Source organism: Microbacterium sp. CCNWLW41, from assembly GCF_037083505.1.
This window is the reverse complement of sequence record NZ_JBAOJP010000002.1, coordinates 572,934-592,870: the sequence shown is the minus strand read 5'-3', so window position 1 is coordinate 592,870 and position 19,937 is coordinate 572,934. Positions and strand designations below refer to the sequence as shown.

General features: G+C 73.0%; 17 protein-coding genes. 9 read left to right on the top strand and 8 right to left on the bottom strand.

Annotated features, from left to right (window positions below; genetic code table 11):
- The first annotated feature begins 181 nt into the window (after window positions 1-181).
- The gene (locus tag V6R91_RS10595; protein WP_336395398.1) at window positions 182-1,507 is read left to right on the top strand and encodes an MFS transporter; all 1,326 of its coding nucleotides are present in this window, start codon (window positions 182-184) and stop codon (window positions 1,505-1,507) included.
- A gap of 58 nt (window positions 1,508-1,565) precedes the next feature.
- Here the strand turns inward: V6R91_RS10595 and V6R91_RS10590 are convergent, their stop codons facing one another.
- A complete protein-coding gene (locus V6R91_RS10590) occupies window positions 1,566-2,564 on the bottom strand; it encodes an AsnC family transcriptional regulator (protein WP_336395397.1) in 999 nt (332 codons plus the stop codon).
- An 87-nt stretch (window positions 2,565-2,651) separates the two neighbouring features.
- Here V6R91_RS10590 and V6R91_RS10585 point away from each other — a divergent pair, with 87 nt between their 5' ends.
- Both V6R91_RS10585 and V6R91_RS10580 read left to right on the top strand, forming a co-directional pair.
- Window positions 2,652-4,109 (top strand): M28 family peptidase, encoded by a 1,458-nt coding sequence (locus V6R91_RS10585; protein ID WP_336395396.1) that lies wholly within the window; start codon window positions 2,652-2,654, stop codon window positions 4,107-4,109.
- The gene (locus tag V6R91_RS10580) at window positions 4,103-5,215 is read left to right on the top strand and encodes an alpha/beta hydrolase (RefSeq protein ID WP_336395395.1); all 1,113 of its coding nucleotides are present in this window, start codon (window positions 4,103-4,105) and stop codon (window positions 5,213-5,215) included. Before V6R91_RS10585 ends, V6R91_RS10580 begins: the two co-directional genes overlap by 7 nt.
- Window positions 5,216-5,255: 40 nt before the next feature.
- Here the strand turns inward: V6R91_RS10580 and V6R91_RS10575 are convergent, their stop codons facing one another.
- Window positions 5,256-7,448, bottom strand: a complete 2,193-nt coding sequence (locus tag V6R91_RS10575; RefSeq protein WP_271059803.1) for an ATP-dependent Clp protease ATP-binding subunit — start codon at window positions 7,446-7,448, stop codon at window positions 5,256-5,258.
- Window positions 7,449-7,620: 172 nt separating this feature from the next.
- Here V6R91_RS10575 and V6R91_RS10570 point away from each other — a divergent pair, with 172 nt between their 5' ends.
- A complete protein-coding gene (locus V6R91_RS10570) occupies window positions 7,621-8,367 on the top strand; it encodes a hypothetical protein (protein ID WP_336395394.1) in 747 nt (248 codons plus the stop codon).
- Window positions 8,368-8,376: 9 nt separating this feature from the next.
- Complete coding sequence (locus tag V6R91_RS10565) at window positions 8,377-8,940, top strand: TetR family transcriptional regulator C-terminal domain-containing protein (protein WP_336395393.1); 564 nt, start codon at window positions 8,377-8,379, stop codon at window positions 8,938-8,940.
- 98 nt (window positions 8,941-9,038) lie between these two features.
- Here V6R91_RS10565 and V6R91_RS10560 read toward each other — a convergent pair whose 3' ends face one another.
- Both V6R91_RS10560 and V6R91_RS10555 read right to left on the bottom strand, forming a co-directional pair.
- Window positions 9,039-9,908 carry an alpha/beta fold hydrolase gene (locus V6R91_RS10560; RefSeq protein WP_336395392.1) on the bottom strand — a complete coding sequence of 290 codons (870 nt, stop codon included), beginning with the start codon at window positions 9,906-9,908 and terminating at the stop codon, window positions 9,039-9,041.
- A gap of 24 nt (window positions 9,909-9,932) precedes the next feature.
- The gene (locus V6R91_RS10555) at window positions 9,933-11,252 is read right to left on the bottom strand and encodes an MFS transporter (protein ID WP_336395391.1); all 1,320 of its coding nucleotides are present in this window, start codon (window positions 11,250-11,252) and stop codon (window positions 9,933-9,935) included.
- A 115-nt stretch (window positions 11,253-11,367) separates the two neighbouring features.
- Here V6R91_RS10555 and V6R91_RS10550 point away from each other — a divergent pair, with 115 nt between their 5' ends.
- Window positions 11,368-12,279 (top strand): LysR family transcriptional regulator, encoded by a 912-nt coding sequence (locus V6R91_RS10550; protein WP_271059798.1) that lies wholly within the window; start codon window positions 11,368-11,370, stop codon window positions 12,277-12,279.
- A 118-nt stretch (window positions 12,280-12,397) separates the two neighbouring features.
- Here V6R91_RS10550 and coaBC read toward each other — a convergent pair whose 3' ends face one another.
- Window positions 12,398-13,615 carry a bifunctional phosphopantothenoylcysteine decarboxylase/phosphopantothenate--cysteine ligase CoaBC gene (gene coaBC / locus V6R91_RS10545; protein WP_336395390.1) on the bottom strand — a complete coding sequence of 406 codons (1,218 nt, stop codon included), beginning with the start codon at window positions 13,613-13,615 and terminating at the stop codon, window positions 12,398-12,400.
- A 450-nt stretch (window positions 13,616-14,065) separates the two neighbouring features.
- Here coaBC and V6R91_RS10540 point away from each other — a divergent pair, with 450 nt between their 5' ends.
- Complete coding sequence (locus tag V6R91_RS10540; protein WP_336395389.1) at window positions 14,066-14,779, top strand: NRDE family protein; 714 nt, start codon at window positions 14,066-14,068, stop codon at window positions 14,777-14,779.
- 285 nt (window positions 14,780-15,064) lie between these two features.
- Here the strand turns inward: V6R91_RS10540 and V6R91_RS10535 are convergent, their stop codons facing one another.
- Window positions 15,065-16,069 carry a GlxA family transcriptional regulator gene (locus tag V6R91_RS10535; protein WP_336395388.1) on the bottom strand — a complete coding sequence of 335 codons (1,005 nt, stop codon included), beginning with the start codon at window positions 16,067-16,069 and terminating at the stop codon, window positions 15,065-15,067.
- A 120-nt stretch (window positions 16,070-16,189) separates the two neighbouring features.
- Here V6R91_RS10535 and V6R91_RS10530 point away from each other — a divergent pair, with 120 nt between their 5' ends.
- Together V6R91_RS10530 and V6R91_RS10525 are read left to right on the top strand one after the other, a co-directional pair.
- A complete protein-coding gene (locus V6R91_RS10530) occupies window positions 16,190-16,351 on the top strand; it encodes a hypothetical protein (protein ID WP_336395387.1) in 162 nt (53 codons plus the stop codon).
- A 244-nt stretch (window positions 16,352-16,595) separates the two neighbouring features.
- Window positions 16,596-17,099: a hypothetical protein gene (locus tag V6R91_RS10525; protein WP_271059793.1), complete on the top strand. Its 504-nt coding sequence runs from the start codon at window positions 16,596-16,598 to the stop codon at window positions 17,097-17,099.
- Window positions 17,100-17,322: 223 nt separating this feature from the next.
- On the opposite strand, the gene V6R91_RS10520 is transcribed toward V6R91_RS10525, so the two are convergent.
- Window positions 17,323-18,576 (bottom strand): glycosyltransferase family 4 protein, encoded by a 1,254-nt coding sequence (locus V6R91_RS10520; protein WP_336395386.1) that lies wholly within the window; start codon window positions 18,574-18,576, stop codon window positions 17,323-17,325.
- A gap of 13 nt (window positions 18,577-18,589) precedes the next feature.
- On the bottom strand, window positions 18,590-19,828 hold the full coding sequence (locus tag V6R91_RS10515) for a glycosyltransferase (RefSeq protein ID WP_271059791.1): 1,239 nt from the start codon (window positions 19,826-19,828) through the stop codon (window positions 18,590-18,592).
- Window positions 19,829-19,937 lie beyond the last annotated feature (109 nt).

Below are 19,937 nucleotides of genomic sequence, written 5' to 3'. Positions count from 1 at the left end.
GGGACGACGCGGGCGGGCCGCGACGGGCACGGGGACGCGGCGGCGGGACGCGGGGGCGGGACGCGGGGGCGCGGCACGGGAGGGGGACGGCGACGACGGATCGGGGGGATCGCGAGGCGAGGAATGACGGATCGGATCCACCGCACCCCGCCGGATGCGCGGCGAACCCTACGATCGGCGCATGACCGCACTCCCCCGCCCCACCCGCCTGGGCTACGCCCTCGGCGGCATCGCGTCGGGGACGTACGGCACCGTTCCCGGCCTCATCCTCATGCCGTACCTCACGGACCTGCTGGGCGTTCCGGCGGCGATCGCCGGGATGATCGTGTTCGCCCCCAAGGCGTGGGACTTCTTCCTCAACCCCGTCGCGGGGCGTCTGAGCGACCGGTCCGGCAACCCCCGCGACCGTCGACGCCCCTTCATCCTGCGGGCCGGGATCCTGCTCGCCCTCGCGTTCACGGCGATGTTCTTCGGTCCCACGGCACCTCCCGTCGCCGCGGCGCTCTGGGTGCTCGTCGCGTTCCTGGCATCGGCCACGGTGTACGCCTTCTTCCAGGTCCCCTACCTCGCGATGTCCGCCGAGATCACCGACGACTACACCGAGCGCACCCGGCTCGTCACGTGGCGGGTGATCGTGTTCACCCTGGCGATCCTCGTCTCCGGCGCCGCCGCCCCCGCGCTGGTCGATGCGTTCGGGGGCGTCACCGGATACCGGACCGTGGCGATCGCCATGGCGGTCCTCATCCTCGTCGGGACGATCGGCGTGTGGTGGGGCACGAGGGCGGTGCCGCTCACGCGGGGCGAGGACGCCGGCGGCCGCCTGTTCGCCCAGCTCGCGATCGTGCTGCGCGACCGGGACGCGCGCGTGCTCGTGACGACCTTCGTCCTCCAGGCCGTGGCGATCGGGATGGTGCTCGGCGGCGTGGTCTACGTCGCCCGGCACGTCCTGCACGATCCGGGCGTCGCCACCCTCGCGTTCGTGTGCTTCGTCGGACCGGCCATCGTGCTGACGCCCGCGTGGTCCCGCCTCGCTCGCCGGGTCGGCAAGCGCCGCGGCTTCGCCGTCGCCACCGTCACCATGTCGCTGGGGCTGCTGGCGCTCCTGCTGGCACGTGCGGGCGAGCCGGCGCCGATGCTCGCGGCCGCGGCCGTCGTCGGCGTCGGGTACGCGGGCGCCCAGCTCTTCCCGCTCGCGATGCTGCCCGACCTCGCCGCCGAGGACGCCCGGCGCAGCGGCGTGAACCGGATCGGCATGATCTCCGGCGTCTGGTCCGGGTTCGAGCTGCTCGGCTACGCCCTGGGCCCCGCCTTGCTGGGCCTGGTGCTGGCCGTCGGCGGGTACCGCGCCTCCACCGGCGAGGCGACCCCCCAGCCGGACTCCGCACAGTGGGCCATCGTGCTGGGCGTCTCGGTGATTCCCGCGGCCCTCTGCGTGCTGAGCCTCGTCCCGCTCTCGTGGTACCGCCTCGACGACCGCCTGCGTGCCGCCGCCCTCGCGACCGACTGAGGCCCCCGCGTCACCAGCACCCCGCGACACCGGCGCCCGGCCTCACCGGCGCCCCACGTCACCAGCGGAGGGGGATGCGGCGGCGCGAGCGTCCCTGCGGATCGAGCTCGTGCCCGTTGCGCTTGATGCTGCGGAGCACCGTCCACCGATCGACGATCTCCGCCTCGTCCCCCCACGCCCGCTCGATGCCGGGGAGGGCCGTGAGAGTCCGGGCGCGCACGCACGCGAACAGGGGCGCCGGGCCCACCACGACCCCGGCGCGATGCGCTTCCGGCAGCCGTGCGGCCCGGCCCGCGGCGGCGGCCGGATCCGTGCCGCGCGCCCACAGCACGGCGCCTCGCCGGAACCCTGCCGCGGGCATCGCGAGGTCGCACCCGAACCTCAGCAGCCCGGCCGCGCTCGCCCGCTCGACGGCACGGCGCGCGGTCGCCTCCGACACCCCGAGCCGATCCCCCAGCGCCGCCGCCGACATGCGCGGATCCTCGTCCAACGCCTCGGCCAGCTCCGCGATCGTCTGCGCTCTCGGCACCCGGGCGGTGTCCGCGACCGACCGCGCCGGAGGCCGGATCGCCCGCTGCTGGGCGGCGGAGAGGACCGGCAGCCGCCAGGTCGAGTCCTCTGCGGTGATCGCCGCGACGACGTCCATCCGCAGCACGACCGCGCCGTCCTCCTCTAGCAGACGCACCCGTTCGCCGAGTTGCGCAAGCCCCGCGGAGGACGCCACCAGCACGAGGGGCCCCGCGGACGTCTCGTCGACGCTCAGCACCCATGGTCGTCCGACGACCGCCGCGAGCGCACCCGACTCGATCCCCGGGCGGAGCAGGACGAGGGCCAGGTCGGTCGTCGACGCCCAGCGCTGGGGCGTCGGCCACGCCGTGAGCCACGCGAGCCCCTCCGCGCGCAGGGCGTTCCAGTGCCGCACCGCCGTGGCCGCGTCGACGCCGATGGCGGCCGCGATGCGCGTCCACGGCGCCCGCGCGTCGACCTGGAGGGCGTGGATCAGGGCGAGGTCGATCTCGCCGAGGGCCGGGGGAGCATCGTCATCGTCGTCAACCATGTGACGAAGATTACGCATGCTTCCGCCAAAGATGTCGGTTTCGGCGCAGGATCATCGGCATGGCGGAGGGAAATCTACTCTCGTCGCATGAGCATGACGACGGAGGGGATCCTCGCCACGATCGAGGATCTCGTGGGCCTCGCGCCGCGCGCGACCGGGACTCCCGGCGGCGCGGCGGCCGCCGCCTACGTCGCGGAGCGCTTCCGTCGGGCCGGTCTGGACGTGCAGCTGCTCGAGGTGCCGTCGTACTCCTGGCGAGCGGCCGACAGCGCACTGACCGTGCCCGACGACGACGCGGAGGGCGCCCGCATCCCGTGCGCACCCATCCTCCACTCCGCGCTCCCCTCGCACGAGTGGACCGGTGAGGCCCCGCACCGGATCGAGGCCCGGGTCGTGGACGTCGGAGCGGGTCGCGTCCGCGACCACGACGTGCGCGGGGCGATCGTCGTGTTCGATCTGACCTTCGACATGACGCTCGCGCACACGCTGCCGCTGACCCTCTTCCTGCACGACCCCGGGCGCCGGGTGCTGCGGCGGGAGGTGCTCTCCAGCCGCAACCCGTACGTCACGTCGCTGGGGCGGACCATGACGGAGGCGGCCGCGGGCGGCGCCGTCGGGGTGATCGGCGTGCTGCGGGACTATCCGGACTCGCTGCGCTACCACAACGAGTACTATCGCCGGACGCTCTTCACGCTGCCGGGGCTCTGGGTGACGCGGCGGAGCGGCGTCGAGCTGCGCCGGCGGCTCGCACGCACCCCGCGCGCCGTGCTGTCCCTCTCGGTGACGCGCGACGAGGTGACCTCCCGGTCCGTGATCGGCGTCCTCCCCGGGCGCTCGGAGGGCACAGGCCCCGGCCCCGCCGAGGCCATCATGATCCAGTCGCACCACGACTCGGTCGGCCCCGGCGCCGTCGAGGACGCCTCCGGGACGGCCGAGGTCATCGCACTGGCCGAGCACTACGGGCGGGAAGCCCTGGCCGGACGACGCCCCCGCAAGACCCTGCTGTTCACGACCTTCGACACGCACTTCACCGGCTACCAGGCCCACCGGGAGTTCGCCCGCCGCTACGTCCTGTCCCCGGACTCGCCGTGGCGGATCGTGTTCAACGCGACGATCGAGCACATCGGCCTGCGCGCGGTCGAGGGCCCCGACGGCGGGTTCGCACCGACCGGGGAGACCGAGCCCCGCGGGATCTTCCTCAACGTCAATCCGGCCTTCACCGTGCGCGTGGCCCGGGCGATCCGCCGGCACCGGCTGCACGCCACCAGCATCCTCGGCGCGGGGGCGCTGGAGTTCTTCGCCGGGGGGATCCCCACGGACGCCTCCTTCACGCTGGTGTGCGGCGTGCCGACGGCCAGTCTCATCTCCGGCCCTCTGTACCTCTACGACGACGCGGACACCGTCGACCGGATCGACGCGTCACAGCTCGAGCCCGTCGCGCGCTTCTTCATCGACCTCGTGGACGACGCCGACCGTCACCGGGGATCGCTCCTCGGCACGATGCCCGCGGCGCTTCGGCGCCTGCTGCCGCGGGGACGATGGTGACCGGCGCCGCGGTGCACGCCGGCCCCGTCGGCACGGCGCTGCCGCACGGATCCACCACGCTCGTCTCGTTCCCGGGCACCGGCGGGCTCACGGAGACGGGGCTGATGCACCTCCCCCATGCCGAGCCGCCGGCCTCCGGGTTCCCCGTCGTGGTGTTCGGCCACATGACCACCGGCGGATCCCCGCGGTCGGCACCGAGCGGCGGGCACCCCGGGCATCCCGAATGGCGCCGGATGTCCCAGGGCGACGCCCTGTGCGACCAGTTGCTGCGACGCGGCATCGCCGTCCTCCGCCCGGACTATCCGGGCATCGGCGGGGAGGGCGTGCATCCCTACCTTCTCGGGCGCCCGCTCGCCGACTCGCTCCGTGCGATCCTCCGTGCCCGCCGGGACCTGGATCCGCGGCTCGGCGACGCCTGGGTCGCTGCGGGGCACTCGGAAGGCGCCGTCGCCGCCCTGTTCGCGTCGGTGATGGAGGAGCCCGACTCCCGCACGCGCCTGTGCGGCACGGCCGCGATCACGCCGGTGACCCGGATGGACCTCAGCATCCGGGCATCGGCGGCGCTGCCCGGGATCGTGCCGGGATCCGGGGTCGTCTCGGCCCTCGTCGCGCTGATGCTGCGGGGCGCGGCCACGGAGGACGACCGGATGCGCACGCTCCTGGAGGGGGGCGGGTTGAGCGCGGGCGTACGAGCCCGGTGGCGCGATCTGGACGAGCTCACGCTGACCGAGCTCGCGGGCGCCGCATCCTGGGGAAGCGTCGCGCCGGGACGCATCGGCGGGCCCGGCGGGCGGGAGCTCTTCCATCGGCTCTTCGCCTCGTTCCGCGCCAACGAGGTCGCAGACCTGCGCGGCTTCCGGGCGCCCGTCCGCATCGACGCCGCCCGCTTCGACGAGGTCGCCCCGGCCCCGCTGTCCGCGGCGCTGCTGCGCACCTACCGGGCCGCCGGCGTGGAGCTCACGCACCGGTGGTGGCCGTCCCACCACTCGGGGACGATGCGGGCGTCACACGCCCCGCCCGCCGTCGCGGAGTGGATCGCCGCCCGCTTCGCCGCCGCCGGTTTCGGCCCCGCCCCGGACGCCGAGTGGTCAGTTTCTGTGGGTTGAGGCGGCTCGAACCCGCAGAAACTGACCACTCGATACGGCGTCAGTCGAGGAGCTCGGCCTCGATTACGTCGTCGTCGCCGGGGACCGGCGCCGGGCCCTCGCTCGTGAGCACCAGCCCGGATCCGTCGGCGGCCACGTCCACCCGGACGACGTCGCCGTCGCGCACGCCGCCGGACAGCAGCGCCGTCGCGAGCCGGTTCTGGATCTCGGTCTGGATGAGGCGGCGCAGCGGCCGGGCGCCGAACACCGGGTCGTAGCCGCGCTCGGCGAGCCAGGACCGGGCGTCCGGCGTGACGGCGAGCGTGAGCCGACGGTCCGACAGCCGCTTCTGGAGCTGGTCCACCGCGAGCTCGACGATCTGCGCGAGGTCGTCCTCGCTCAGCGCCAGGAACATCACGATGTCGTCGAGCCGGTTGAGGAACTCCGGGCGGAACGACTGCCGCACGAGCGCCATCACCGCATCCCGCTTGTCCTCCATCGACATTGTCGGATCGATGAGGATCGGAGAGCCGATGTTGCTGGTGAGGATGAGGATGACGTTCGAGAAGTCGACCGTCCGCCCCTGGCCGTCCGTGAGACGCCCGTCGTCGAGCACCTGCAGCAGCACGTCGAACACCTCGGGGTGCGCCTTCTCGACCTCGTCCAGCAGCACGACGCTGTACGGACGCCGCCGCACCGCCTCGGTGAGCTGGCCGCCCTGCTCGTAGCCGACGTAGCCGGGAGGGGCGCCGACGAGGCGGGAGACGGAGTGCTTCTCGCCGTACTCGGACATGTCGATGCGCACCATGGCGTGCTCGTCGTCGAAGAGGAACTCCGCGAGCGCCTTGGCGAGCTCGGTCTTGCCGACGCCGGTCGGGCCGAGGAACAGGAACGAACCCGTCGGGCGTCCGGGGTCGCTGATGCCCGCGCGCGAGCGGCGGACGGCGTCGGAGACCGCCTTCACGGCCTCCTTCTGCCCGATCAGGCGCTTGCCGAGCTCGCGCTCCAGGTGCAGCAGCTTCTCGCTCTCGCCCTGCATGAGCCGGCCCACGGGGATCCCGGTCCATGCGGAGATGACGTTCGCGATGTCCTCCTCGGTGACCTGATCGCCGACCATCCGCGACTCGGAGTCCGCCGCCTGGTCCGCGGCCATGAGCTCCCGCTCCAGCCCGGGGATCTCGGCGTAGAGCAGGCGCGAGGCCTTCTCCAGGTTCCCCTCGCGCTGGGCCCGCTCGGCCTCGATCCGGGCCGCGTCCAGGCGCGTCTTCAGGTCGCCGACGCGGTTGAGCGTGGCGCGCTCCTGCTCCCAGATCCCCTGCAGCTCCTCCAGCCGCGCCTTCTCCGCGGCGAGGTCGTCGCGGAGCTTCGCGAGACGCTCCTTCGATGCCGGATCCTTCTCCTTCTTCAGGGCGAGCTCCTCCAGCCCCAGCCGATCCACGTGCCGACGCAGCTCGTCGATCTCCAGCGGCGCGGAGTCGATCTCCATCCTCAGCCGGGACGCGGCCTCGTCGATCAGGTCGATCGCCTTGTCCGGGAGCTGCCGACTCGGGAGGTACCGGTGCGACAGTGCAGCCGCGGCGACGAGCGCGCCGTCCGAGATCGCCACCTTGTGGTGCGCCTCGTAGCGCTCCTTGAGCCCGCGGAGGATCGCGATCGTGTCCTCGACGCTCGGCTCGCCGACGTACACCTGCTGGAACCGGCGCTCCAGCGCGGCGTCCTTCTCGATGAACTCGCGGTACTCGTTGAGCGTCGTGGCCCCGATCATCCGCAGCTCGCCGCGCGCGAGCATGGGCTTGAGCATGTTGGACGCCGCCACCGACCCCTCGCCGCCGCCCGCGCCCATGAGCACGTGCAGCTCGTCGATGAAGGTGATGACACGGCCCTCGGACTCGGTGATCTCCTTGAGCACGCTCTTCAGGCGCTCCTCGAACTGCCCGCGGTACATGGCTCCGGCGACGAGCGCGGAGATGTCGAGCGCGACGAGCTCCTTGCCCTTCAGCGACTCCGCCACGTCACCGGCGACGATGCGCTGCGCGAGCCCTTCCACGACGGCCGTCTTGCCGACTCCGGGCTCGCCGATCAGCACCGGGTTGTTCTTCGTCCGCCGCGTGAGCACCTGACTCACCCGACGGATCTCGCTGTCTCGCCCGATCACCGGGTCGAGCTTTCCCTGCCGCGCACGGTCGGTCAGGTTGATGCCGAACTGCTCGAGCGCGCTCTGCTGCTCTTCTTGGGGCTGTGCGGGGGTGGTCATCCGTCCTCCTGGGGTCTCCTTCTGCTGCTTCCGTCGCGATGCGAGAGGCGTCGCGCAAACTTGAGTTGATGTGACTCAAGTTTAGCACCCCGCGCAGGAGCCCACCAGACCTCTTCCCTCCGTGGCCATACGGTCGTATGCTCTCACTCATACGATCGTATGGGAGATGATCATGACGAAGCTCATCGAGCTCATCGGGCTGCTCGCGCCGTTCGCCGCGATGGCCCTGCTGTTCCTCCACCGACGTCGTGCCCCGGGGCCCGCGGGCATCGGGATGATCGGGGCCGCGATCGCCGCCGTCGGCTCGGTCGCCGACGTCATCGGATCCCGCACCGTCTGGTTCGGCGGTGACTCCGAGGACATGCTCGAGCAGCTGGAGGGGTGGGGGATGCTCCGTCTCGGGCTCGTCGGCGCCGGAGTGGCGATCCTCCTGACCGCCGCGCTCGTCGGCCGCGGTCGTGCCGTCCCGAGGATCCCGCTGGCCGTCGGCGGCCTCGTCGCCGCGGTGCTCGGCGTCCTCGTGCCGTTCGCGCCCGTCGGCGTCGAGGGCCTGCACGGGTTCCTCCGCTTCGTGGTGACGATGGGACTCGAGACCCTGCAGTTCGGCCTCCTCGGCGCCGGGATCCTCCTCCTCGCGCTCGCCGTGGTCAGCGGCCGCGACGAAGGACCGGAGCCGCTGGCCCACGCGCTGCGTGCGGGCGGCCGGATCATCCGGGCCGTGCGGAACGGAGGCGGCGAGGCGCCCGGGCGGACCGGATCGCCGGGCACCGGATCGGCCGGCACCGGATCGACGCTGCGGGCCGTCTGGAGCGCCCTCACGGAGGAGGCGCCGGGGTCTCGCGCGACCGGGGACGCCGCGGCGGATCCGACGGACCGGACCGAAGGTGCGGACTCCGGCGGGCGTCGCGACCGCCGCTAGCATCGACTCATGACCCGGGACAGCCTCCTCGACCACGTCGTCGACGTGATCGCCGAGGAGGGCATGAGCGGGCTCAGCGTCCGCGCCGTGGCCGCGCGCGCGGGCGTCGCGATCGGCACGGTGCAGCACTGGTTCCCGACCAAGAGTGCGATGCTCCTGGCGGCGATGGACCGGATCGGCGGGATCGCCGAGGCGGCGGGAGCGGCCGTCCGCACGCCCGGAGACCCGGTCGCCGAGCTGCACGGCACGATCCGCCTGCTCGTCCCGTCCACGCCGCAGAGCCCGGTCAGCCGGGTGTGGCTGGCGTTCGCGGCCCACACCGTGGCGGATCCGGACGTGCAGGTGCGCTACGCGCAGCTCTGGGCCGGGGTCCACCGCGGGCTGGCCGGGCTCCTCGCCGCGGCCCGCCCGTCCGCATCCGCCGCGGCGATCGACGAGGCCGCCGCGGAGCTCGTCGCCCTCACCGACGGCCTCGCCGTGGCCGTGATCGCCGAGCCGTCCCGGATGCCGCCGGACCGGGCCGCCGCCCTGGCCCGGCGCCGCACGGACGATCTCCTCGCGGCCCTCGCCTGACGCCCTCGGGGTGGCGCCCGGAATGGGGCGCCCCCTGGGGCCGGACGCCACCGGGGCGCGCCCCGATCCCCCGGAACGCGCCCCGAATGCAGATGAGCTCAGCCGAGCACCTCCCGGAGGCGCGCGGCGAACGCCTGGGGGTGATCGACGAATCCTGTGTGGTCACCCGGGAAGCGCACCGTCCCGAGATCGAGCCGCTCCGCGAGAGCCTCCGTCGTCCGCTCGCACAGCTGCCCGGCCGACTCCTCCCCGATGCCGAGGACGATCCGCGGACCACGGCGCAGCGCCGTCCGGTCCGGCTCCCAGCACACCGATGCCGGCAGCTCCGTTGCGAACCAGAACGCCTCTTCCGCGCGTTCCCGCTGCTCTCGTTCCCCGCCGAACATGCCCTCGAGCATCCCGTCCGGAACCTCGATGCCGGCCTGCGCGAAGAACATCCTCCACGCCCCGAGCACGTCGCCGTCTGCGTGTCGGCGCCGCATCGCCTCCGTCTGCCGGCGCTGATCGTCCCGATCATCAAGAAGCTCCAGCAGAGGCGGCTCGTGCGCGACGATCGTCGTGGCGAGCTCCGGATGACGCTGAGCGAAAGCGAGCGCCGTGACAGCGCCGCCGCTGGATCCGAGGACGGCGACCGGCCCGATGCCGGCATGGCGCACGAGCGCGGCGAGGTCGTCCGCGCGCTGCTCGGGCGTCGATCCGGCGGACGGATCCCGAAGAACGCTGCCGCCATGGCCGCGCGGGTCGTGCGTGAGGACGGCATGATCGACGGCGAGCACCTCCGCGACAGGGGCGAACTCGTCGGCGGTCATCGGCGACCCGACGAGCGCGATGGCGGGGCCGGACCCGCGGAGCGTGAAGCTCAGACGGGTCTCGGGGACCTCGATCACGACGGGACCGGTCGGGGAGGACCTTTCGGTGCGGGCTGATTCTTCAACCGTGTCGGACAACGTCTTCATGGGATCGGACATGGGGTTCCTTTCGTCGGGTGCGGATCACTCCGCAGGGGTGGTGGGCTGAGGATGGACCGGCGCCGAGGGCGCAGGAGCTCCGGCTCCCCCGGGCACGGACGGCGCGAGGCGCAGGAGCCGGGCGACCAGGGAGGGGGCCGCGAGTCCCAGCAGTACGGCCAGGGCGGTGGGCAGCACCATCGCGCCGTCGACTCCCGCCCCGGCGGCGATCCCGCCCATGAGCACCGGCCCGACGAAACCGCCGAGGTAGCCGATCGTCGTGACGACGGAGAGCCGCGCCGGGTCGACGACGGCAGCACCGAGTCCGCCGATCACGATCGGCCAGACGAGTGCGGAGCCCGCTCCGGCGAGCGCCCAGCCGCTGCCGGCGACCGGGAGCCGGGCCCCCTCTGCGACGGCCGGCGACAGCAGCACGAGGACGAACCCGAGGACCGTCGCCGCGGCCGCGGCCACGACCAGCGCCGGTGCCGCGACACGGGCCCGGAGGTGGTCCCCTGCGAACCGGACGGCGGTCATCGCCGCGAAGAACACGGCGTACAACGCCGCCCCGGCCGCAGGCTCCGCACCGAGCACTCGAGTGGCGTGGATGCCGGCCCAGTCGGTCGCAGCTCCCTCGACGACGAAGGCGGCCGCCGCCACCGCACCCGCCCCGAGGAGGACCGGCCCCGCCGTTCCTCCGGCGTCGCGGCTCACCCGCCGCTCCGGTGCGCCGGTGATGCGCGGGGACGCCGGGGTGGCGACACGGGCCTCCGGCAGCCTCACCGCGACGAGGGCGAGCAGCAGCCCCGTGCCCAGCGCGGCGCCGGGCAGGAGGATACGGCCGTCGGCACCTGCGCGGAGCATCGCCGCCAGCAGGGACGCCCCCGCGACGGCGCCGAGGGTCCAGCACCCGTGCATCCGCGCGATCACCGGACGCCCCGCCCGACGTTCCGCCTCCGCCGCCTGCGCCGTGAGACCGACGTTGACACCGCCGCAGCAGAGGCCGAAGACGACCGCGAGGACGAACATCGGCTCCGCGTCGGGCATCGCTCCGATCACGGCGAGAACCAGGCCGGCGGCGGGCAACGCGATCCGGAGCACGGCGGCGTCGCTCCGGCGACGCGCCAGCCACCCCGCGAGAGGCATCGCGACCGCGGCTCCGAGTGCGAGCATGAGCAGGAGGAGACCGAGACGCGCCGGTCCGAGGTCGACGCGGGCGTCGATCTCGGGGAGCCCTGCGCCCCAGACGGCGGTGAGGAGCCCGACTCCCCCGTGCAGCGTCGTGACCCCGCGGAGGAGATCGCGGTCTGCGAGACGGTCAGCCGAACGCCCGGCGCAGCGGCGGTCTCGGATCGAGGAGGACATGCGTCCAGGCTCCTCGCCGCTTCCGGCGACCGTCCAACACCGGCGGCGAGCGGATCGACGCGCTTCTGTTGTCGATCCGCTACCGCCTTCTTCACGGAGCGGACAGAATGGGTCCGTGGCGGCAGACCTCGAGATCCGACTCCTCCGCCGCTTCGTCGCCGTCGCGGAGGAGCTGCACTTCGGGCGTGCGGCCGGTCGCCTCTTCATCGCACAGCAGGCGCTGAGCCGTGACGTGCGTCGATTGGAGGAGGCGGCGGGAGTGCGTCTGCTGGACCGGTCGTCCCGCCGGGTCGTGCTGACCCCGGAGGGACGACGTCTGCTGGATCGTGCACGCGACCTCATCGCCCTGCACGACCGCGCCGTCCGCGATCTGCGCGCCGATGTCGGAACCCTGGTCGTCGACGCAGTGGCTCCGGGGACCACGCCCGCTCGCGTGCTGGAGGCGGCACGACGCGCCGCCCCCGAGATCGAGTACATCGTGCGATACGGCGGGGGATCGGCCGAGGCGGCGGTCGGCGCGGACGTCGGCTTCGGCGCGGATCCCGCCGGCTCCTCGGCGGTGCGGAGACAGGCGGTCCGTCAGGAGCGGGTGATCGTGCTGCTCCCCGATGACCATCCGCTCGCCGTGCGCTCGGTGATTGAGTTGGAGGACCTTCGGACCGCACAGGTGTGCACGCGTTCCGGGGATCACGTGACACCGGCCTGGGCGCAGGCGATGGGGCAGCTCCTCGCGCGGTTCGGTGTCGATCCGTCGGACGGTCACCCGCACGTGCTCGGCGGTGCGGAACTCGCCGCGCATCTGAGGCTGCACAGGGCGCCCGGCCTGGCCTTGGAGAGCCAGCCCCCCGTGGGCGGCCTCGTTTCGCGTCCGCTCATCGCGCCCGTCGCGCTGTTCCCCTGGACGATGCGCTGGCGTGCCGATCTCGATCACCCGGGTCTCGATGCGCTGCGCCGCAGCGCCCGGGAGCTGTCCGACGCGGAGGACTGGCTCGCTGCGCCCGAGGGCGCCTGGCTCCCCACAATCTGACCGTCAGCCCCGGGCGGGCGCGGTGGGGCGCGGTGTTCCCGGTTCGGGGCGCGGTGTGGGGCGAATCGGCCCCGGAATGCGCCCCGATCCCCGGGAATGCGCCCCGAACGCGAGCGGATCAGGGTCGCGCGGCGAGGATCGCGTCCCACAGGGCGGCCGCCACGTCCCGCTTGGATCCCGCGGCGGAGGCGACGACCGCGCCGTCCGCGCCGACGATCTCCACGGCGTTGTCCGCCCGCTCGAAGCCGTGGTCGGCATCGGCGTGGTTGACGGCGAGCAGGTCGACGCCCTTGCGCTCGCGCTTGCGCCGGGCCCGGGCGAGTCGCTCGGCGGGGTCCGGCAGCGTCTCGGCGGCGAAGGCGACGATCGTCTGCCCGGCGGGCGCGCCGCCGGACGAGCGCACGGCGGCGAGTCCCGCCACCACGTCCTCGTTCTCGACGAGCTCGATCCGCTCCAGCGCCCCGCCCTCCTTCGTGAGCTTCTGAGCCGCGGCCGTCGCCGGGCGGTAGTCGGCCACCGCGGCGGCCATCACGATCACATCCGCCGTCCGCGCCGCCGTGCCCATGGCCTCCGCCACGTCCGCCGCGGTCGCCGCAGGGACGACCCGGATCCGGGGATGCGCGGCGTCAGCGAGGACGTCGGCTCCGATGTTGGCCGCGACGAGCGTGACCTCCGCCCCGCGATCCGCGGCCTCTCGGGCGATCGCGACTCCCTGGCGTCCGCTGGAACGGTTGCCGAGATAGCGGACCGGGTCGATGGGCTCGCGCGTCCCGCCCGCGGACACCGCCGCCGTCAGGCCGGCGAGATCCTGAGGCGCGAGCGCGGCGAGCGCCGCCTCGGCGATCTCCTCCGGTTCGCTCATGCGTCCGGGTCCGCTGTCCCCGCCGGCGAGCTCCCCGTCCGCGGGACCGACGATCCTCACGCCGCGCTCGCGGAGCGTGCGGATGTTCGCCTGCGTCGCCGGGTGCTGCCACATCTCGGCGTGCATGGCCGGGGCGACGACCACCGGGGCCGTGGTGGCCAGCAGCGTCGTGCCAAGGAGGTTGTCGGCGATCCCGGCCGCCATCCGCGCGATGGTGTTCGCCGTGGCCGGCGCCACCACGACGAGATCCGCGCCCTGCCCCAGGGCGACATGTCGGACCCGGGCGACATCGTCGTGCACGCTCGTGGTGACCGGGTTGCGGCTGATCGCCTCCCAGGTCGGCGCGCCCACGAACCGCAGCGCGTCCTCCGTCGGCACGACGGTCACCTCATGGCCGGCCTTGATCAGGAGCCGCACCAGTGCGACCGACTTGTACGCGGCGATGCCGCCCGAGACCCCCACCACGATGTCCACGCCTCGATTCTGCCCGACCCGCTCCCCCAGGCGTCCCGTTCCCACGGAGAACCTCCGTTCCCGCGGACGGGATCCACAAGATCCTCCGCGCCAGCACTGCCCTCCCACGGAGAACCCGCGCTCGCGCGGACGGAACCCGCGCGATCCTCCGCTCTATGAGCAGTTCGCCGCTACAAGCGACACTCTCGACTTGCGGTACCCGCCGATCCACCCCGTCCCGGCGGAGAACCGCCGTTGCGAGGAGACCCCCGTTCCGCGGATCGCATCCGTCCCGGCGGACAACCACCGTCCCCGCCGCGAACCTCCGTTCCCGCGGACGGGATCCACAAGATCCTCCGCGCCGAGCGCCGTTCCCCGATCCAGCACCTGTCCACGTGCCCCGCCCTCCCCGGAGCGCGCTACCGTGCGGTCACGGATCCGAGCGCCCGTGGGACTCCTAGACTGAGGCGCGTGTGCACGGTCGTGATCGAGGTCGATGGGCGGGGATCGCGACTGCTCGCGGTGCGCGACGAGGATCCGCAGCGCGAATGGGACGCCCTCGGCGCGTGGTGGCCCGAGGAGCACCCGGGCGTGATCGGGATCCGCGATCGGCGCGCCGGCGGCGCCTGGCTCGCGGTGGATCCCGAGTCGCGTCGGCTGGCGGTCCTGCTGAACCGCGCGGACGTCCTGGATCTTCCCGAGGACCAGGTGCTCTCCCGCGGAAGCCTGACCCTCCAGTCCGTCGCCGGACAGTCCCCCGCGCTGGGCACGCCGCTGCGCCACCACGGCTTCAATCTGCTCGAGGTGTCCCCGCAAGGCGCCCGCGTCTTCTCCTGGGACGGCGTGACGCTTCGGGAGACGCCGGTGCCGCCGGGCGTCCACATGATCGCGCACGACGACCTCGACGACCCCACCACGCCCCGCATCGCGCACTGGCTGCCCTCGTTCCGGGAGCGCGCGGCGATCGCGGACGGCGGGGATCCGCGCGAGTGGGCGGGGCTGTGGATCGACCAGCTCGCACACACGACGCGACTCGATCCGAAGGACGACCGGGCGATCATCCGCGACAACCGCGTGCACGGCTACCCGACCCTGTCGCTGCTGTTCTGCACCGCCGAGGTCACCGCGGACGGCGTGGAGGTCCACGACCGCGCCTTGCCGACGCCCGGACACTGGCTCGCCTGATCCCCCGACTCCACTCCGCCGACCCGCCGCCCGAGATCAGGCAGACGCGCGAGAACAGGCGAAATGCGCGCCCGAACGCCTGACCCCGCGCGAACGCCTGAACCCGCGCGTGGCTCCCCCGCACACACGCCCGCGCCACTCCGCCGACCCGCCGCCCGAGATCAGGCAGACACACGAGAACAGGCGAAACGCGCGCCCGAACGCCTGAACCCGCGCGAACGCCTGAACCCGCGAGTGATCCTTCCGGCAAGAGCATCCCGCCGCGCCGCGCACGGGGGAGGGGACTCAGACGAGCGCGGGCTCCTCGACGGGCTCCGCCGCGGGAATCCCGCTCGGCAGGGAGGACGCGCCGAACGTCGCCCGGTACGCGGTGGGGCTCGTGCCGAGCACCCGCGCGAAGTTCTGCCGCAGCACCGCCGCGGAGCCGAAACCGCACTCCTGGGCGATCCGATCGATTCCGAGGTCCGTGCGCTCCAGCAGCCGCTGAGCCTGGAGGACGCGCTGCCGGGTGAGCCACGCGGCAGGCGTGATCCCGTGCTCGGCCTTGAACCTCCGCGCGAAGGTGCGCTCCGACATGTGGGCGTGCGCGGCAAGGCGCTCCACCGAGAGGTCCCCGCGGAGATTCGCCAGCGCCCAGTCGGCGAGTTCGGCGAGGGAGGACCCCGGATCCACGGGAATCGGACGATCGATGAACTGCGCCTGTCCGCCGTCACGCTGCGGGGGCACGACCATCCGCCGGGCGATCCGATTGGTCATCTCCGCGCCGAGCTCGAGCCGCAGGAGCGAGAGGCAGGCGTCGATCCCGGCCGCGGTGCCCGCGCTGGTGATGATCCGGCCGTCGTGCACGAACAGGACGTCCGGATCTACGGAGATCTGCGGGAACATGCGCGCCAGTTCGTCGGCGTACATCCAGTGCGTCGTCGCCCGGCGCCCGTCGAGCACCCCCGCCGCCGCAAGGGCGAACACCCCGCTGCACTCGCTGATCAGCCAGGCGCCGCGGTCCACCGCGGAGCGGATCACGTCGAGCACACGCGGATCCACATCCCTCCAGCGCTCCCGCGGGAACGGGCAGACCACCACCACGTCCGCCTCGTACGCGAAGGACAGATCGGCGACGCCGCTGAGCGAGAAGGTCAGCTTGGAGGGCACCTCCCCCGGATCGGCGGCCACGACGCGGAAGTCGAAATTAGGGACGCCGTCGTCCGAACGGTCGAGTCCGAACACCTCGCAGGCGATCCCGAACTCGAACGGCGAGAACCCCGGCTGCACGATGCACGCGACGGTCTTCATCCCGCGCTCCTCCTCGTCATACGCCTCGGCGGCGTCTCCCTCGCACGATGGCGGTTTTCCTGCGGACTATGGCCATCCTGCCACTTGTGGCAGGATCACGTCAATCGTAGATTCTCTGCCATGATCATCGTGCTGATTCTCCTCGCCCTCGGTGTCTGGGGCATCGTCGCAACGACCGTGGAGCTCCGCCGCACCCGAGTCCGACGGATGCCGACGGACTGGTCCCGGGTCCCGGTCGATCTCCGCTCCTCCCGCGGAGGGATCGTCCGGAGGACGCCCTAACCGCGTCCGGGCTCTGATCCGGCGGTCGGCACCCCCGGTTGATCGAGGCGCCGATCCTCGCATCCGGCACCGGTCCCCGATCTGCACATCCGGGCCCGATCCGCACAGTTCCTGCGGCAGATCCGGCGCAGATCGGAACCAGGTGTGCAGATCGGGACGCGAAGGCGGGGGGTGGAGCCGGGCGCGACCGGGCACACCGACGGGGCACCCCACAGCACGGACGCTCTCATCTATGCTCGACCGCATGAGCGACCCGCAGCCCACGCCGCCGTACGCCTCAGACCCGTCGCACGCGGGCTCGTCCCCTGCCGCACCGCCTCCCGGTGCGGTGCTCAACCCCGGACCGAGCGCCGCCGCCGCCACGGGTGCACCTGCCGGCGGGTACCCGGGTCAACCGGCCCCCGTGACACAGGGAGGATCCGGTGGAGCGGGCAAGACCGCCTTCGTCATCGCCCTCATCACCGTCCTGCTCGCCTTCGTCGGGACGATCGGGCTGCAGACGCTCATCTATTCCGGCGCGGCAGCCGGCGCCGATCGGTTCGCCCTCTACGGACTGCTCGCCACGGTGCAGTCGTTCGTGCTGCTCGTCGGCTACGCGCTCTCCCTCATCGTCGGGATCATCGGCGCCCGCGCCGCCCGAGGCAAGGTGCTCGCCGGGATCGCGATCGGAGTCGGCGGGGCCGGGCTCGTCGGGGTCGCCTCGTCCTGGCTGATGTCGCTGATCGCACCCCTCCTCGCCGGGGCCTGACCCGCGTTTCGTCTCGCTCCGCTCGCTCAACGACCGACACCGGACGACCGAACACACCGCGTTTCGTCTCGCTCCGCTCGCTCAACGACCGACACCGGACGACCGAACACACCGCGTTTCGTCTCGCTGCGCTCGCTCAACGACCGACACCGGACGACCGAGCACACCGCGTCTCGAGGCGCTCCGCTCGCTCAACGACCGACACCGGGGCGACCGGAGCCGGTCAGCCCTCGAGGACGCGCTCGTAGATCCGGATCATCGCGGCCGTCCGCGACGACTGGCGGAAGGCCTCGGCCACCTCCGGATCCGGACGCGGCGCTCGGCCGGCGTCGATGTCCGCCGCGGCATCGCGCAGCGTCTGCGCGAGGGCGGCGATCCGGCGTTCCTCCCGCGCCCGCGCCCCTCGGCGACCACCCGCCGCGGGGGCCGCAGTCTCCGGCACGGCCCACAGCCCACCGCGCAGCTCCGCGGCGATATCGGGGTCGCTCACCACCGTCGGCGTTCCCAGGGTCGCCGCCTCGAACGGCGTCATCCCCTGCGTCTCGAAGCCGATCGAGGTCTGCACGACCGCGTCCGCGTCGGCGATGCGGACGAGCACCTCCGGGTAGGACAACCGACCGGCGAACCGGATCCGCGGTCGCCCGGCCCGCGCCGCGATCCGCTCGGCCGCCCGACGCTGCCCGCCACCGCCGATGATCTCGATCTCCGCGTCCACGTCGGCGGCCACCACGGCCTCGACGAAGGGCAGCAGCCGCTTCTCCGGGCTCATCCGGCCCAGCCACACGAAGCGGGCGGGTCCCGGACGCCGGATCGACGGCGCCGCGGACCGCACGGCCTCGAGCACGTCTTCGTCGATGCCGTTCCACACCACATCCACGGGATCGAAGACGCCGTGCCGCTCCAGGCGGCGCGCGAAGTGCCCGGACGGCGCGGTCACGGCCCGCGACTCGGCGGCGATGCCGCGCAGGTACGCCCACCCGTCCCGTCCGCGGGGCTGCACGCCGACGCCGCGCAGCGCCCGGCGCCGCCAGACGTTCAACGCGACGAGGACCGGCCGGTGCAGCGGCGTCACGGCGGCGAGTCCGACGTCGACCCGGTTGTGCATCGTGTGGACGACGGGGATCCCGTGCCGATGCGCGTACCGGTGGCCGATGAACGCGCCCCAGAAGTCCGCCTGCACGTGCACGAGGTCTGCCGGCGGCCGCGACGCCATCGCCCGGTCCAGCGCGCGGTCGGTGCGTCGCCCCGGCCACGTCAGGGAGTACTCCCGGTCCGGAGTGATCGGCATCGACGGGAGGTCGACGTAGCCGGCCGCGGCGTCGGGATCGATACCCTGCGCGCGCGGGCCGTGCATCCTCGGGGCGACCACGGTCACCGTGTGCCCGGCACGCTCCAGGTATCGTCGCTGCAGCCGCATCGAGACCTGGGCGCCGCCGAGGGACTCCAGGTGCTGGTCGCTGAAGAAGACGACGTGCACGGGGGCGCGGCCGTCACTCGGGCAGCGGAGCGCCGCGGTAGAGCGCCTCGAACGTGTCGAGAGTGCGGTTGATGTCGTGGATCGCGACGCCGTCGAGGGAGGCCTGCTGCATCCGCTCGTACTCGGCCGGCGACGCGGTCAGCACGTCCGTCAGGCGCGCGGCGAGCTCGTCCACGTTGCCCGGCTCGAACAGGTAGCCGTTCTCGCCGTCGTGGACGAGGTGCGGAAGGGCGACGGCGTCGGCGGCGACCACCGGGAGCGCCGAGGCCATCGCCTCCATCGTCGCGATGGACTGCAGCTCGGCGATCGAGGCGATCGCGAACACCGACGCCCGCGAGTAGAGGGAGCGCAGCTTCTCGTCGGAGATGCGGCCGTGGAACGTGACGCGGTCGCCCAGCCCCAGCTCCTGCGTGAGGTTCTCCAAGGCCTTCCGCTGGTCGCCGCCGCCGACGATGTCGAACGCGACGTCCAGCGCGGGGTCGAGCTTCGTGAGCGCCCGCAGGATGACGTCGATCTGCTTCTCGGCGGTCAGCCGGCCGACGAAGATGATGCGGTTGCGCTCGCGCGGGCCGATCACCGGATCGTAGTTCGAGCGGTCGATGCCGCAGCTCACGGGGATCACGTCGCCGACATCGATCGTCCGCTCCAGGAAGTCCGCGGCGCGCCGCGTGGGCGTGGTGACCGCCCGGGTCAGCGCGAAGGTGCGGGCGGCGTCGGCCCAGGCGAGCTTCAGCACGATGTCGTCGATGAACTTCGGCATCGTGGTGTGGTCGAGGATGTTCTCGGCCATCACGTGGTTGGTCGCCACGACCGGGATGCCACGACGGTGGGCGATGCGGGACAGCCCGCGGCCGATCACGATGTGCGACTGGATGTGGACGACGTCCGGCTTGACCTCGTCGAGCACGACGCGGGCGTAGTGCTTGGATCGCCACGGCCACACGAAGCGCAGCCAGTCGTGCGGGGCCCAGCGCACCGAGGGCAGACGGTGCAGGGTCATCGGCTCGCCCTCGATCACCTCGGTGCGGGGCTTGGTGCGCCGGTACGCCTGGTTGGGAGCCACGACGTGCACGTCGTGGCCGCGCTGGACGAGGCCGGCGGCGAGGCGCTCGGCGAAGCGCGCGGCCCCGTTGATGTCGGGGGCGAACGTGTCGCATCCGATCAGGATGGTCAACGGGCCGTCGCCGGAGCGATTCGGGACGGCCGGGGTCTCGGGATCAGCCGAGGTCGGGCGGTCGTCGGGAGAGGTCACGGGGGCTGCCTATTCTGGGCCGCGGACAAGGGGTTCCGCCCGGGATCGGGCGCTCGACACTCTACCCGAGGGCTCTGGGACCGCCGGGGATCCGCTGTGCGCGCCGCCG